This is a genomic window from Streptomyces sp. NPDC051677, assembly GCF_044453465.1.
Classification (GTDB): Bacteria; Actinomycetota; Actinomycetes; order Streptomycetales; family Streptomycetaceae; genus Streptomyces.
This window is the reverse complement of the sequence record NZ_JBITCT010000003.1, coordinates 59476-73785: the sequence shown is the minus strand read 5'-3', so window position 1 is coordinate 73785 and position 14310 is coordinate 59476. Positions and strand designations below refer to the sequence as shown.

Genomic DNA, 14310 nt, shown 5'->3' with positions numbered 1-14310 from the left:
GGCGCATGAAACGGTTTGCCGAACATGCGTAGGGTGCAGACAACTCATCAGAGGACGTGTCGGCGGACACCACGGCAGCGACGAGCGAAGGAGGGAGCCGGAGCGATGGGCGACCACAAAGAACAGCCCCTGCGGGTGGGCGCGGCCGTGCGGCGCCGGCGCCGCTCCCTGGAGCTCACCCTCGCCGTCGTGGCCGAGCGCAGCGGCCTGTCGGTCCCGTTCCTGAGCCAGATCGAGAACGACCGCGCGCGGCCCAGCACCGGCTCCCTGGAGAAGGTCGCCGACGCCCTGCGCACCACGGCCGTCGAGCTCCTCGCCGCCGCCGACCCGGCGTGCAGCGTGGACGTCGTCCGCGCCGAGGACACCGAGCCGGGCCAGGGGCAGGGCTCGGCGCCGGACCCGGAGCCGCGTTCCCGTTCCCTGGTGCGCGGGCACCACCAGATGCACGCCTCCGAGTTCACCGGCGATCACGACGCCGGCCGTGAATTCCAGTACCGCAACGACCAGTTGATGTACGTCGCCGACGGCGCCGTGGAGATCGAGGCGGAGGGCCGCGCCTACCGCCTGGGCCGCGGCGACACCCTGTATCTCACCGGCGGTGTCCGCCACCGCTGGCGGGCGACCGTGCCGGACACCCGGGTGATCGTCGTCGCCGTGGCCGAGCACATCGAGGCGGTACGCGACCGGGACCACCGGGGCCGGAAGCGGTAGTGCGGGTCGTCTCCCTCGTCCCCTCGCTCACGGAGGCGGTCGCCTCGTCCGCGCCCGGCGCCCTCGTCGGCGCCACCGACTGGTGCGCCCACCCGGCGGACCTCGACGTCACCAGGATCGGCGGAACCAAGAACCCCGACGTCGACCGGATCGTCGCCCTCGCCCCCGACCTGGTGATCGCCAACGAGGAGGAGAACCGGGAGCCGGACCTGACCGCCCTGCGCGCGGCCGGCGTCGAGGTGCTGGTCACGGAGGTCCGTGACGTCCCGCAGGCCTTCCGGGAGCTGGCGCGGGTGCTGGCGGCGTGCGGAGCGCCGTCGCGGCCGGCCTGGCTGGTGGCGGCGCAGGAGGCGTGGGCGGCGCTGCCGTCGCCCGTCGGGGCCCGCCGGACCGCCGTCGTGCCGATCTGGCGCCGCCCCTGGATGGTGCTGGGCCGCGACACCTTCGCCGGGGACGTGCTGGCCCGGCTGGGCGTCGACCACCTGTACGCCGAGCACCCCGAGCGCTATCCGCGCATCCCGCTCGACGCACTGCGGGCGGCCGGCCCGGACCTGGTCGTCCTCCCGGACGAGCCCTACCGCTTCACCGCCGACGACGGCCCGGAGGCCTTCCCCGGCCTGCCCTGCGCGCTCGTCAGCGGACGGCACCTGACGTGGTACGGGCCGTCGCTCGCCGAGGCGCCGAAGGCGCTGGGCGAGGCGCTGCGAGCAGCTCACCGCTGAGCAGCCCGCGAACGGTGTGCCCGGCGACCACCGCCCAGGCGGCCGTCGCGTACCAGTTCGGTCCGAGGTGACGGACGGCGCCGCCGGCGCGCGGGCGGGGAAGGGCGTAGCGGAGCGGGGCGGCGGTGACCATGGTTCCACGGTCGCCCCGGTGTCCGCCCGCGACCAGGGAGTATGGCTCTATGGGGACATAAACTGGGCTTATGGGGAGTGTGGAGGAACAGCCCGCGGACACCGCGACGGGCTCGATCGCGCACCGCGTCCCGGACCTGGGCGCGCTGGAGCTGCTGCTGGGCGTCGCCCGGCTGGGCAGCCTGGGCGCGGCCGCGCGCGAGCTCGGCATCACGCAGCCGGCCGCGAGCAGCCGGATCCGGTCCATGGAACGCCAGCTGGGCGTGGCCCTGGTGGACCGTTCCCCGCGCGGCTCGCGGCTGACGGACGCCGGTGCGCTGGTGACGGACTGGGCGCGGCGGATCGTCGAGGCGGCGCAGGCGTTCGACGCGGGGGCGCAGGCGCTGCGGGACCGGCGGGACTCGCGGCTGCGGGTGGCGGCCAGCATGACGATCGCCGAGTACCTGCTGCCCGGCTGGCTGCTCGCGCTGCGCGCCGGGCGGCCGGACACGGCGGTGTCGCTGCTCGCGGGCAACTCGGCGGCGGTCGCCGAGCGGGTCCTGGCGGGGGAGGCGGACCTCGGCTTCGTGGAGGGGCTCACGGTGCCGGTGGGCCTCGACTCCGCCGTGATAGCCCATGACCATCTCATTGTCGTCGTCGCGCCCGGTCATCCGTGGGCCCGTCGCCGACGCCCGTTGCCCGCGGCCGAGCTGGCGTCGACGCCGTTGATCCTGCGGGAGAAGGGGTCGGGGACCCGTCAGGTGCTCGACACGGCCCTGGGCGGACTGGCCCGCCCCCTGATCGAGCTGTCCTCGACGACGGCGGTGAAGGCGGCGGCGGTCAGCGGGGCGGGGCCGGCGGTGCTGAGCGAGCTGGCGGTGGGCGAGGAGCTGGCGCTGCGGCGGTTGGTCTCGATCCCCGTGGCGGAGGTCGCGCTGGCCCGCGACCTGCGAGCGGTGTGGCCGACGGGGCATCGTCCTGCCGGGCCGGCGCGGGAACTGCTGTCGCTGACGCGGGGGTAGGTTCTTCGCCCCCGCCGCCCCTTCCCGTCCCGACCCTGGGGGGCTGCCGCCGCCAGGCCAGGCCCCCGCTGTCGGCCCCTGAAGGGCCTCGTCCTCACGCGCCGGACGGGCTGCAAGACCGCGCCGCGTTCACCAGGGCCCGCATGACCCGTACGTCCTCGGCCATCTCCGGGTGCCACTGCACGCCCAGGACCCAGCCGCCGGCCGACGGGAGCTCGACGGCCTCGACGGTGCCGTCCGACGCGTACGCCGACGGGATCAGGCCCGCCCCCAGGCGGTCCACCGCCTGGTGGTGATAGGTCGGCACCGACGTCTCCTCCTCGACGATCCCGGCGTACAGCGTGCCCGGGACCGGCTTCACCGGGTGGTGTCCGAAGACGCCGACGACCTCGGCGTGCCCGTCGATGTGCTGCGTCATGGTGCCGCCGAGCGCGACGTTCAGCAGCTGCATGCCCCGGCAGACGCCCAGCAGCGGAACGCCGGCCGCCAGCGCCGCCTCGATCAGCGCCAGCTCCCACGCGTCCCGCTCCCGCGCCGGAGGCCCGGTGCGGGGGTCGGCCTCGGCGCCGTAGCGGACCGGCTCGACGTCGGGGCCGCCCGAGATCACCAGCCCGTCGAGGCGGGCCACGGTCGCCGCCGCCCGCTCGGGCGCGTCCGGCGGGAGCATCGCGGCCAGCCCGCCGGCCCGCTGCACGAGCCGCGGGTACCCGACGGGCAACAGCGCAGCCTCCAGCTCCCACACGTGCCAGCGCGTCCCGGCCTCCAGATACGTGCTGATCCCGATCAGCGGACTGCCCGTCATGGTCCCTCCCCGGCGCTGCAATGGACTGCGTGCATACCTTTACCTGTTTCCTGTCCGCTTCATGCCAGGAAGCCCCTGAGCAGGGCCGCCGTCCCCGCGCAGTGTTCCCGCATCATCTCGCGCGCCCCGTCCGCGTCGCCGTCCAGCACCGCCTCAACCAGCGCGGTGTGCTGCCGCTGCGAGTGCTCCAGGTTGCGGACGAGCAGCGGGATGCAGTCGAGCAGGTCGTTCACCGTGGCCCGCACCGCCGCGTACCGCGCGGTCAGCGACGGCGAGCCGCACAGCTCGGCCAGGGTGAGGTGGAGCATCGTGTCCAGCCGGCGGTAGTCGGCCAGCGGCGCGTCCGCCGTGCGGGCCAGGGCGTCGCGCAGCCGCTCCGCCTGCTCGTCCGTCAGCCCGTGCGTCGCGCACAGGCCCGCCGCGCCCACCTCCAGCACCTCGCGGAAACGCAGGACGTCCTCGATGTCCACCTCGGCGACCCGCCGCCGCAGCTCGTCCTCGCCGCCGGCGTCCGCGCGCGGCAGCACGAACGTTCCGCCGTACCGCCCCCGGCGGGATTCGACGAGCCCCTGGTCCTGGAGGACCTTCAGCACCTCGCGCAGCGTCACGCGGCTGATCCCCAGCCGCTCCGCGAGATCCCGCTCGGCCGGCAGCCGTTCGCCCCCCGGCACCAGGCCCAGCCGCACGACCTGCAGGATCTGCTCCAGCGCCTCCTCGAAACCGTTCCCGGCCCGCACCGGCCGCAGGATCGGCGTCAGCCGGTCGTCCGGTCCGCCGTCAGCGTCCACCGACATCTGGCCGTGCCCCCTTCCCAAGCAATGGTTCTCCGCAATACCTTATGGTCCCCGGAAGCCTGAGGAGGCCCTCCAGTGGCAGACCGCACACCCCCGCTCAGTGTCGAGGAGCTGCAGGCCCTCGTCGCGAGCGGTGAGATCGACACTGTCGTCCTGGCCTTCCCCGACATGCAAGGGCGGCTCCAGGGCAAACGGTTCGCCGCCGGATTCTTCCTCGACGAGGTCCTCCAGCACGGCACCGAGGGGTGCAACTACCTCCTCGCCGTCGACACGGAGATGAACACCGTCGACGGATACGCCATGTCCTCCTGGGAGCGCGGCTACGGCGACTTCGCCATGCACCCCGACCTGTCCACCCTGCGCCGCGTGCCCTGGAACGCCGGCACGGCCATGCTCGTCGCCGACCTCGCCTGGAACGACGGCTCGCCCGTGGTCGCCGCCCCGCGCCAGATCCTGCGCCGCCAGCTGGAGCGCCTCGCCGAGCACGGGTTCACCGCCCAGGTCGGCACCGAGCTGGAGTTCATCGTCTTCAAGGACAGCTACGAAGCCGCCTGGGACGCGAACTACCGCGGACTCACCCCCGTCAACCAGTACAACGTCGACTACTCGGTCCTCGGGACCGGACGGGTCGAGCCGCTGCTGCGCCGCATCCGCAACGAGATGGCCGGCGCCGGCCTCACCGTCGAGTCCGCCAAGGGGGAGTGCAACCCCGGCCAGCACGAGATCGCCTTCCGCTACGACGAGGCCCTGGTCACCTGTGACCAGCACGCGATCTACAAGACCGGCGCCAAGGAGATCGCCGCCCAGGAGGGCGTCTCGCTGACCTTCATGGCGAAGTACAACGAGCGCGAGGGCAACTCCTGCCACATCCACCTGTCGCTGACGGACGCGGACGGCCGTAACGTCATGGCCGGCACGGCCGAGGACCCGGGCGGCATGTCCGACGTCATGCGGCACTTCCTCGCCGGACAACTCGCCGCCCTGCGCGACTTCTCCCTCCTCTACGCCCCCAACATCAACTCCTACAAGCGGTTCCAGCCCGGCTCCTTCGCCCCGACGGCCGTCGCCTGGGGACACGACAACCGCACCTGCGCGCTGCGGATCGTCGGCCACGGCCGCTCGATGCGCTTCGAGAACCGGCTGCCCGGCGGCGACGTCAACCCGCACCTCGCGGTCGCCGGCCTGGTGGCGGCGGGACTCTACGGCGTCGAGCAGAAACTCGAACTCCCCGAGGCCTGCCCCGGCAACGCCTACGCCGCGGACTACGCGCACGTCCCCACCACGCTCCGCGAGGCCGCCGACCTCTGGGCGAACAGCCCCATAGCGCTGGCCGCCTTCGGCGAGGAGGTCGTCGCGCACTACAGCAACATGGCCCGCGTCGAGCTGGAAGCCTTCGACGCCGCGGTCACCGACTGGGAGCTGCGCCGCTCCTTCGAACGCCTCTGAAAGGTCACAGGTCCCTGTCGTGTCCGACCAGCACCCGCACCAGCTGATCGTCCTCAACCCCGCCACCGAGGAGGTGGTCGCCACCGTCCCCGCCGCCGACGCGGCCGACGTGGACCGCGCGGTCGCCCGCGCGAACGCCGCCCAGACCGGATGGGCGGCCGCCGCCCCGGCCGACCGCGCCCGTCTGCTGCGCCGCTTCGCCGACGTCGTCGACGCCCATCTGGAAGAACTGGCCCAACTGGAGGTCCGCGGGGCCGGTCACCTCCTCGGCAACGCCCGCTGGGAGGCCGGCAACGCCCGCGACCTGCTGCTCTACGCGGCCGGCGGGGTCGAACGGCTCCTCGGCAGGCAGATCCCCGCCCCCGGCGGCTGGGACGTCACCTTCCACGAACCGCTCGGCGTGGTCGGCGTGATCGCCCCCTGGAACTTCCCCATGCCCATCGCGGCCTGGGGCTCCTTCCCGGCCCTCGCCGCCGGCAACGCGGTCGTCCTCAAGCCCGCCGAGACCACCCCCCTCACCGCCCTGCGGCTGGCCGAACTCGCCCTGGAGGCAGGCCTGCCCGAGGGGTTGTTCCAAGTCCTGCCCGGCTACGGCGCCGTCACGGGCCGTGCCCTCGTCGACCACCCGGGCGTCGCGAAGATCGTGTTCACCGGCTCCACCCGCACCGGCCGCGAGATCATGGAGCGCTGCGCCCGGCAGGTCAAGCCGGTCACCCTGGAACTCGGCGGCAAGAGCCCGAACGTCGTCTTCGCGGACGCCGACCTGAAGTCGGCCGTCGACCCGTTCTCCTTCCTCGACAACTCCGGCCAGGACTGCTGCGCCCGCACCCGCATCCTCGTCCAGGAGTCGGTCTACGACGAGGTCGCCGACCATCTCGCGCGGGAACTGTCGGCCGTGGTCGTCGGCGACCCCGCCGACGAGGCGACCCAGATGGGCCCGCTGATCTCCCGTCAACAGGTGGACCGCGTACGGTCGTTCGTGCCGGACGACGCCCAGGCGCTGCGCGGCACCGCCCCCGAAGGCCCCGGCTTCTGGTTCCCGCCGACGGTCCTCACCGGCGCCGCGCCCGACTCCGACGCGGCCCGCGAGGAGATCTTCGGACCCGTGGCCGTCCTGCTCCCCTTCACCGACGAGGCGGACGCGATCCGGCTCGCCAACGACACCCCCTACGGCCTCTCCGGCTCCATCTGGACCCGCGACGTCGGCCGCGCCCTGCGCGTCTCGCAGGCCGTGCGCGCCGGCAACCTGTCCGTCAACTCCCACTCCAGCGTCCGCTACTGGACGCCCTTCGGCGGCTTCAAGCAGTCCGGCGTCGGCCGAGAGCTGGGCCCGGACGCCCTGACCGCCTTCACCGAAACCAAGAACGTCTTCATCAGCACGGAGGGCCCCGCACAGTGACCGCTCAGAACCCTGACATCGTCTGCCGCCGTCTCGTCGGCCGGACGGCCGTCATCACCGGCGCCGGCAGCGGCATCGGCCTCGCCACCGCGCGCCGGCTCGCCTCCGAGGGCGCACACGTCGTCTGCGGCGACGTCGACGAGGCCCGCGGCAAGGCGGCCGCCGAGGAGATCGGCGGGATTTTCGTGAAGGTCGACGTCACCGACCCCGAGCAGGTCGAGGCCCTGTTCAAGACGGCCTACGACACCTACGGCAGCGTCGACGTCGCCTTCAACAACGCGGGCATCTCGCCGCCCGACGACGACTCCATCCTGGAGACCGGCCTCGAGGCCTGGAAGCGCGTCCAGGAGGTCAACCTGACCTCCGTCTACCTGTGCTGCAAGGCCGCCATCCCCTACATGCGGCGCCAGGGCAAGGGCTCCATCATCAACACGGCGTCCTTCGTGGCACGGATGGGCGCGGCGACGTCCCAGATCTCGTACACGGCCTCCAAGGGCGGTGTGCTCGCCATGTCCCGTGAGCTGGGCGTGCAGTTCGCGCGGGAGGGCATCCGCGTGAACGCGCTCTGCCCCGGCCCGGTGAACACGCCGCTCCTTCAGGAGCTGTTCGCCACGGACCCGGAGCGGGCCGCCCGCCGCCTGGTGCACATCCCGGTGGGCCGGTTCGCCGACGCCGAGGAGATCGCCGCCGCCGTCGCCTTCCTGGCCAGCGACGACTCCTCCTTCGTCAACGCCACCGACTTCCTGGTGGACGGCGGGATCTCCGGCGCCTACGTCACCCCGCTGTAGACGTTCCAGGACTCAGAGGAACGTGTGCCCCTCGCCCCGGTAGGTGGGCACGGTCGCCGTGACCGTGTCCCCCTCCACCAGGTGCAGCACGTCGAACCGCTCGCACAGCTCACCGGCCTTCGCGTGCCGGAACCACACCTTGTCGCCGATCAGCAGATCGTCGGCGGGGGAGCCGAGGAGCGGCGTCTGCACCTCGCCGGGGCCCTCCTGGGGGTCGTATCGCAGCCCCTCGGGGAGGTACGGCACGGGCAGCCGGTCGGGCCCGGCGGCGCCGGAGGCGGGATAGCCGCCGCCGAGGACGGTCACGATCCCGACGCCCGGCCTGCGCACGACGGGCTGCGCGAACAGGGCGGCCGGACGCCCGCTGAAGGACGTGTAGTTGTCGAAGAGCCGCGGCACGTACAGCCCCGACCCGGCTGCGATCTCCGTGACGGCGCCCTCGGCGGCGGTGTGCTGCACACTGCCGGTGCCGCCGCCGTTGACGTACTCCAGATCCGGTACGACGGCCCGCACCGCGCGCACCACGGCGGCGCGCCGCTCGGCCAGTTCACGGCGGGCGGCGGCCTGCATCAGCCGGATGGCCCGGGACCGGAAGGGCCGCCCGGCGACCGCGTCGCCGACGCCGGCGATGTGACCCTCGTAGGCCATGATCCCCACCAGCTTGAAACCGGGCCGCCGGGCCACCGCCCGCGCCGCCTCGGCGACCTGGGCGGGGGAGTGGAGCGGGGACCGCAGGGCGCCGACCCGCACGCGGCCCCCGAGCAGCTTGAGCGAGGTGTCCAACTCCAGGCAGACCCGGACGACTTCGCTGCCGCCGGCGCGCGCGGAGTCGATGAGGTCGAGCTGGGCGACGTCGTCGACCATGACGGTGACGGCGGCGGCGAGCTTGGGGTCGGCGGCGAGCTCCGCGAAAGCGGTGCGGTCGGCCGACGGGTACGCGAGGAGGATGTCCTCGAATCCCGACCGGGCCAGCCACAGCGACTCGGCGAGGGTGAACGACATGATGCCGGCGAAGCCGTCCTTTGCCAGGACGCGCTCCAGCAGCGTCCGGCAGCGCACGGACTTGCTGGCCACCCGGATCGGCTTCCCGCCGGCCCGGCGGACGAGATCCTCCGCGTTGGCGTCGAAGGCCTCCAGGTCGACGATCGCGAGAGGGGCGTCGAGATGCTCGGTGGCCCGGTCGTATCGGGCCCGGTCGGCGGCGCGCGCAGTCATGAACGAAGCCTGCCAGACTGGATTACCGCAGGGTAGGGGGACGTTCCGGGCAGATGCCCCGGGGGGCGTGGACTGGTTCCCGTTTGCCCAGCGACAAGCCGTAGAGTGACGCGCACGCACGGCGGAACGGCTCCGGCCGGGCACCCCGCTTCGGGATGCCGGTCCGTCCGTGCGGGTATGCGAGCCCTGGAGGGACCACCGTGTCCGCGCCGGGCCGCCGGGCAAGCGCACGTCGGCCCGCGTACGAGAACGACGGCCCGGGCACGAGGAAACGGGGGGTGCATGAGCACGGAAGCACGCCGCGCCTCGGTCCCCCCGCGCCCGGACATACCGCCCCACCCCGCCGTCCCCCCGCGCCCGACGGCCCCGCCCCGCCCCGCCCATCCGCCCACGACAGGCCAGGACGACCAAGCGGACCGGGAGCCCGCGCGCCGGGCAGGCACCGCCCCGGCCGAGCAGCAGGACGTCGCCGCAGTCGCGCCTCCGGCGAAAGCACCGGTCGCCGGGGCCGCGGACCCCGTCGGGGACACCTCGCCCTTCTCCTCGGACATGCCCCCCGTTCCCCGCACCGCCCCCCGCTTCACCGACCTGCGGGCCCAGCACACGGACGCCATGATCCCGCCCCCGCCGCCCGCGTCGGCCCGCTTCCCCGACACCCCGCCGCAGCCGGCCCGAAGCGACGACACGGGGACGCCCGCGCGAGCAGAAGAGCGCCCGCCCGCGCCCAACGTCACCCGCCCCGCCCCACCCCACGACTTCCGCCGCCCCCCGCGCCCCACCAGACCGGTGCCCCGCGCCACCGCCGCGGACACCCCGGGCAGCCCGGCGGGCTCCGGCTTCTTCGACGCCCCGCCCTCCCGAGCCACCGCCCCGAACGGCCCTTTCACAAACACCCCTTGGACTCCCCCACGCCCCGAGGACCCCACCGGCGACACCCCCCGCGCCGACTCGCCCACACCCGCCCGCGACGCCTCGCGCCCCCCGAGCCCGGACGCCTCGCGCCCCGCGGGCTCGGACGCCTCGCGCCCCGCGGGCTTGGGCGACAGCGCGTCCTACCCGGCCTCGCCCACGCCCGCCCCCATCAACCGCAACGCCTCACGCCCCGCCGGTCCGGACGCCTCGCGTCCCGCCGGTCCGGAAGCCTCACGCCCCGCGGGCTTGGGCGACGGCGCGTTCCGCGCGGGCTCGTCCACGCCCGCCCGCGCCAACCGCGACGCCTCGCGCTCCCCGGGCCGGGACACCCCGCGTCCCGCGGGCTCGGGCGACGGCGTGTCCCGCGCGGGCTCGTCCACTCCCGCCCCCACCGACCGCGACGGCTCACGCCCCGCGGGCTTGGGCGACAGCGCGTTCCGCGCGGGCTCGTCCACGCCCGCCCGCGCCAACCGCGACGCCTCGCGCCCCCCGGGCCGGGACACCCCGCGCCCCGCGGGCTCGGGCGACGGCGTGTCCCGCCCGGGCTCGTCCACTCCCGCCCCCACCGACCGCGACGGCTCACGCCCCGCCGGTCCGGACGCCTCGCGCCCCGCGGGCTTGACTGACAGCGCGTTCCGCGCTGGCTCGGGTGCGCCCCGGCCCGTCGGCCGCGAGGGCTCGCGCCCCGACCAAGATGGCTCGCGCTCCGCGGGCTTGGGCGACGGCGCGTTCCGCGCGGGCTCGTCTGCGCCCGGCGTGGGCGGCCGCGACGCCTCGCGCCCCGCCGGTCCGGACGCCTCGCGCCCCGCCGATCTGGGCGGCTCGCGTTCTGTCGGGGGTGGCGGGGGCGGTTCCGTGGGCTTGGGGCGGGACGGTGGTGGGGCTTCGCGTGGTGCCGGTTCCGAGGGGTGGGAGCGCTCACGCCCCGCCGAGTCGGACGGCATCCGCTCCGGCGGCGCCGAGGCGAGCGCCCCTGCCTCCGCTTCCGACCGTGGCTGGTCGCCTCTGCCGCGCAGTTGGGTGCCCACGCCCGGGCGGACTCGGCAGGAGACGGAGGCGGCGGGCGACCGTGGTGACTTCCAGGGGGCGCCGAGGGTGGACGACCCGCCGGCCTGGAGTCCTGGTGCTTCCGTGCGGCAGCCCGACTTCCTCATGCCGACCGTGCCGACCGTGCCGACCACGCCGACGGAGTCACCCGCTCCGCAGGCTCCGCGGCGGCCCGACGTCGCCCCGGACGTGCCGAGCGGCCCCGATCCGGCCCTCTCCTGGAGCGCCCCCATGACCCCGGGCGCCACCCTCGGCCCCACGCGACCCGTGGTGACGTTCGCGCGGCCCGAAGGGTACGGCGACACACCCCGGATCTTCGGCCGACGAGGACGCACCGCCGCGGCCGCCGCCTGTGTCGTCCTCGGACTGGGACTCATCGGCGGTGCCGTCACCGGCAGTTGGCTCGTCGGGGACTCGGGCGACGGCGCCGAGCGCACCTCCTACGTCACCGCCGGCGGCCTGTGGCACAACGTGCCCGTCGACCAGCTGTTCCCGCCCACGGTCGACGGACAGGGGGCCGGCCCGGGCGGCGCCGACCGCACCTGGACGCGCATCGCCGTCGCCCCGGACAGCACCTGCGCCGACGCCTTCGACCCGCTGCTGCAGCAGGTCCTCGCCCCCGTCGGCTGCGCCCGCCTCCTGCGCGCCACCTACACCGACGCCACCCAGAGCTATGTGACCACCGTCGGTCTGCTGTTCACCAAGGCCGACGCCGCCGCCATGCGCTCGCTCGGCAGCCGCTTCGCGAAGGAAGGCCTGACACGGCGGACGGACCTGATGCCCCGCCCGTACGCCGCGAAGGGCACCGTCGCCGCCGCGTTCGGCGACAAACAGCGCGCCGCGTGGACGGTCTCCGTCCTGGCCGACGCACCCGTCGTCGTCTACGCCGTCTCCGGCTGGGCCGACGGCCGTACCGTCGACACCCCGCAGCCCGCCCCGGAGGCCACCGCGACCGGCGCCACCACGGCCCCCGCCCAGGCCGGCCTCGGCAACGAGGCCCAAGGCCTCGCCGACCGCATCGAGCGCGGCCTGCGCAAGACCGCCGTCACGCCCTCGGAGCAGCCCTCATGAACCGTCGCACGACCACCCGCAGGGCCGGGATCCTGTGCTGTCTCCTCGCCGCCACGGTTGCCCTCGTGCCGCCCGCCACCGCCTACGCCGACAGCATCCGCGGCCAGCAGTGGGCCCTGGACGCCCTGCACACGCAGCAGGTCTGGCAGACCACCAAGGGCAAGGGCATCACCGTCGCCGTCCTGGACACCGGCGTCGAGGCCGACCACCCCGACCTCGCCGGGAACGTCCTCGCCGGCAAGGACATGGTCGGTTTCGGGGCGGTCGAGGGCCAGAGCGCCTGGGCCGTCCACGGCACCGCGATGGCCGGCATCATCGCCGGTCACGGACACGGCGCCGGAAACGCCGACGGCGTCCTCGGGATCGCCCCGGAGGCGAAGATCCTTCCCGTCCGCGTGATCCTGGAGGACGACGACCCGCAGCGCACCAAGGCCCGCAACACCCGCGGCAACGCCCTCGCCGACGGCATCCGCTGGGCCGCCGACCAGGGCGCCGACGTCATCAACCTCTCCCTCGGCGACGACTCCGCCTCCGCCCACCCCGAGCCCGCCGAGGACGAGGCCGTCCAGTACGCGCTGAAGAAGGGCTCGGTCGTCGTCGCCTCGGCCGGCAACGGCGGCGACAAGGGCGACCACATCTCCTACCCGGCCGCCTACCCGGGCGTCATCGCCGCGACCGCCGTCGACCGCTACGGCGTCCGCGCCTCGTTCTCCACCCGCCGCTGGTACGCCACCGTCAGCGCGCCCGGCGTCGACGTCGTCATCGCCGAGCCGGACCACAGGTACTACCAGGGCTGGGGGACGTCCGCCGCCTCCGCGTTCGTCTCGGGCGCCGTGGCGCTCGTCAAGGCCGCCCACCCCGGCCTGACGCCCGCGCAGATCAAGAAGCTCCTGGAGGACACCGCCCGCAACGCCCCCTCCGGCGGCCGCGACGACTCACGCGGCTACGGCTTCGTCGACCCGGCCGCCGCGATCAAGGCCGCCGCCGCCCTGAAGCCGGAGGGCCTGCAGTCCGAGGCCTCCGGCAACCGGTACTTCGGCCCCGGCCCGGACAAGGAGAAGACGGACGACGACACGTCGAGCTGGGCGGGACTGCTCGCGGGCGGCGCCGGGGGAGTGCTGCTGGTGGCGGCGGTCGTCCTGTGGCGCGGCCGCCGCGAACGCGACCCGCACGAGGCCCACGACGCTCACGAGGCGTACGGGGCCTTCTAGCGCCGGCGCGCCGCTATCCGGTCGCGGACGCCGAGCCGTCGCCGTCCGTGAACGCCGACACCGCCGCCTCGGCCGCCGCCTCGACCAGCGAGATCCCCGCCGCCTGTGTCGCGTTGCCGTTCGACAGCACGGCCAGCAGGCAGTCGTGGCCGTCGACGGTGACCCGTCCGATGCTGTTGATGTCCCACAGCCCGGTCGTGCTGCGTGGCAGCCAGCCGTTCTTCAGCGCCCACGAGGCTCCGTCGGCCGCCGCCGAGACACCCCAGCGCTGGCCGACGGCTATCTGCCCCATCAGCCCCTTCAGGTACGTCCGCGAGGCCTCGCTCAGCAACGAGTCGTCCCCGAACACCTGCTGGAGCAGGGCGAGTTGGTCGGCGGCCGTGGTCTGGGTCAGCCCCCACAGCATGTCGTCGCCGCCCTCGGTGTCCGTCAGCCCGAACCGCTCGTTGGCGGCATCCAGACCCGCCGCCTTCCCGATGGTCCGCCACAGCGCCGACGCCGCGTCGTTGTCGCTGTTCTCGATCATCGCGGTGGCGTACGACTTCTCGGCCGCCGTGAGACCGCGGTCCGCGTCCTGGGCCTGGAGCAGCAGCGTCGCCAGGATGTCTGCCTTGACGATGCTCGCCGTGTCGAAGACGCCCTCGCCGTACGTGGCGCCGTTACCGGAGTCCATGTCCAGCACGGCCACCGACACGGCCGCCGCACCCGGCACGGACACCGACTTCATCGCCGACGCCAGCCGCGCGTCGTAGTCCGTCTCGGGCGCTGCCACGGACTCCACGGACACCTCCCCGTCCTGTGACCCGGACGCCGAGGCCGAGGCCGACGGCGCAGGAGAGGACGACGATACGGGCCGCGGGTCCGAGCCCGCCTGTGACTTCACATAAACGGTGCCGCCCGCCGTCGCCCCCAGGACGGCGACCGTGGCGAGTGCGAGGTGGAGGAGCGGACGGCGCCGGGAGGGGCGAGCGCGGCGACTGCGACGTGCTCTGGAAGACTCCATGCCCGAGATGCTCGGGGCGGCGACTGTGCACGGCGTTAGACGGCCGTTAAAGGTGT

The 14310-nt window shown here is 74.3% G+C and carries 12 protein-coding genes; 8 read left to right on the top strand and 4 right to left on the bottom strand.

Annotated elements, in window-relative coordinates; translation table 11 throughout:
* Window positions 1–105 precede the first annotated feature (105 nt).
* The 3 genes from ACIBAF_RS04785 (at window position 106) to ACIBAF_RS04775 (ending at window position 2566) form a co-directional block, all read left to right on the top strand.
* Window positions 106–711: a helix-turn-helix domain-containing protein gene (locus ACIBAF_RS04785; RefSeq protein ID WP_399461666.1), complete on the top strand. Its 606-nt coding sequence runs from the start codon at window positions 106–108 to the stop codon at window positions 709–711.
* Window positions 711–1433, top strand: a complete 723-nt coding sequence (locus tag ACIBAF_RS04780; RefSeq protein WP_399461665.1) for a helical backbone metal receptor — start codon at window positions 711–713, stop codon at window positions 1431–1433. Before ACIBAF_RS04785 ends, ACIBAF_RS04780 begins: the two co-directional genes overlap by 1 nt.
* Before the next feature lie 203 nt (window positions 1434–1636).
* Window positions 1637–2566, top strand: a complete 930-nt coding sequence (locus ACIBAF_RS04775) for a LysR family transcriptional regulator (protein ID WP_399461664.1) — start codon at window positions 1637–1639, stop codon at window positions 2564–2566.
* 94 nt (window positions 2567–2660) lie between these two features.
* Here the strand turns inward: ACIBAF_RS04775 and ACIBAF_RS04770 are convergent, their stop codons facing one another.
* Entirely contained in the window at window positions 2661–3368 is a 708-nt protein-coding gene (locus tag ACIBAF_RS04770) for a gamma-glutamyl-gamma-aminobutyrate hydrolase family protein (protein WP_399461663.1), read from the bottom strand.
* 59 nt (window positions 3369–3427) lie between these two features.
* On the bottom strand, window positions 3428–4162 hold the full coding sequence (locus tag ACIBAF_RS04765; RefSeq protein WP_399461662.1) for a FadR/GntR family transcriptional regulator: 735 nt from the start codon (window positions 4160–4162) through the stop codon (window positions 3428–3430).
* A 75-nt stretch (window positions 4163–4237) separates the two neighbouring features.
* Here ACIBAF_RS04765 and ACIBAF_RS04760 point away from each other — a divergent pair, with 75 nt between their 5' ends.
* The 3 genes from ACIBAF_RS04760 to ACIBAF_RS04750 are packed head-to-tail and all read left to right on the top strand — an operon-like array spanning window position 4238 to window position 7795.
* Complete coding sequence (locus ACIBAF_RS04760) at window positions 4238–5608, top strand: glutamine synthetase family protein (protein WP_399461661.1); 1371 nt, start codon at window positions 4238–4240, stop codon at window positions 5606–5608.
* Between the two features lie 19 nt (window positions 5609–5627).
* Entirely contained in the window at window positions 5628–7007 is a 1380-nt protein-coding gene (locus ACIBAF_RS04755) for an aldehyde dehydrogenase family protein (protein ID WP_399461660.1), read from the top strand.
* Window positions 7004–7795, top strand: a complete 792-nt coding sequence (locus ACIBAF_RS04750) for a 3-oxoacyl-ACP reductase (RefSeq protein ID WP_399461659.1) — start codon at window positions 7004–7006, stop codon at window positions 7793–7795. The genes ACIBAF_RS04755 and ACIBAF_RS04750 overlap by 4 nt, the downstream gene beginning before the upstream one ends.
* A 12-nt stretch (window positions 7796–7807) precedes the next feature.
* Here the strand turns inward: ACIBAF_RS04750 and ACIBAF_RS04745 are convergent, their stop codons facing one another.
* Window positions 7808–9010 (bottom strand): amino acid deaminase/aldolase, encoded by a 1203-nt coding sequence (locus ACIBAF_RS04745; protein ID WP_399461658.1) that lies wholly within the window; start codon window positions 9008–9010, stop codon window positions 7808–7810.
* A gap of 282 nt (window positions 9011–9292) precedes the next feature.
* Between ACIBAF_RS04745 and ACIBAF_RS04740 the strand changes: the two genes are divergently transcribed.
* Window positions 9293–12040 (top strand): hypothetical protein, encoded by a 2748-nt coding sequence (locus ACIBAF_RS04740; protein ID WP_399461657.1) that lies wholly within the window; start codon window positions 9293–9295, stop codon window positions 12038–12040.
* Window positions 12037–13251, top strand: a complete 1215-nt coding sequence (mycP, locus tag ACIBAF_RS04735) for a type VII secretion-associated serine protease mycosin (RefSeq protein ID WP_399461656.1) — start codon at window positions 12037–12039, stop codon at window positions 13249–13251. Before ACIBAF_RS04740 ends, mycP begins: the two co-directional genes overlap by 4 nt.
* A 13-nt stretch (window positions 13252–13264) precedes the next feature.
* Here mycP and ACIBAF_RS04730 read toward each other — a convergent pair whose 3' ends face one another.
* Complete coding sequence (locus tag ACIBAF_RS04730) at window positions 13265–14254, bottom strand: serine hydrolase (protein ID WP_399461655.1); 990 nt, start codon at window positions 14252–14254, stop codon at window positions 13265–13267.
* Window positions 14255–14310 lie beyond the last annotated feature (56 nt).

Coding starts and splice junctions, on each gene's coding strand:
- ACIBAF_RS04740 (WP_399461657.1), top strand. CDS start 9,293: ATGAGCACGGAAGCACGCCGCGCCTCGGTCCCCCCGCGCCCGGACATA.
- ACIBAF_RS04745 (WP_399461658.1), bottom strand. CDS start 9,010: ATGACTGCGCGCGCCGCCGACCGGGCCCGATACGACCGGGCCACCGAG.
- ACIBAF_RS04765 (WP_399461662.1), bottom strand. CDS start 4,162: ATGTCGGTGGACGCTGACGGCGGACCGGACGACCGGCTGACGCCGATC.
- mycP (WP_399461656.1), top strand. CDS start 12,037: ATGAACCGTCGCACGACCACCCGCAGGGCCGGGATCCTGTGCTGTCTC.
- ACIBAF_RS04775 (WP_399461664.1), top strand. CDS start 1,637: ATGGGGAGTGTGGAGGAACAGCCCGCGGACACCGCGACGGGCTCGATC.
- ACIBAF_RS04785 (WP_399461666.1), top strand. CDS start 106: ATGGGCGACCACAAAGAACAGCCCCTGCGGGTGGGCGCGGCCGTGCGG.
- ACIBAF_RS04730 (WP_399461655.1), bottom strand. CDS start 14,254: ATGGAGTCTTCCAGAGCACGTCGCAGTCGCCGCGCTCGCCCCTCCCGG.
- ACIBAF_RS04770 (WP_399461663.1), bottom strand. CDS start 3,368: ATGACGGGCAGTCCGCTGATCGGGATCAGCACGTATCTGGAGGCCGGG.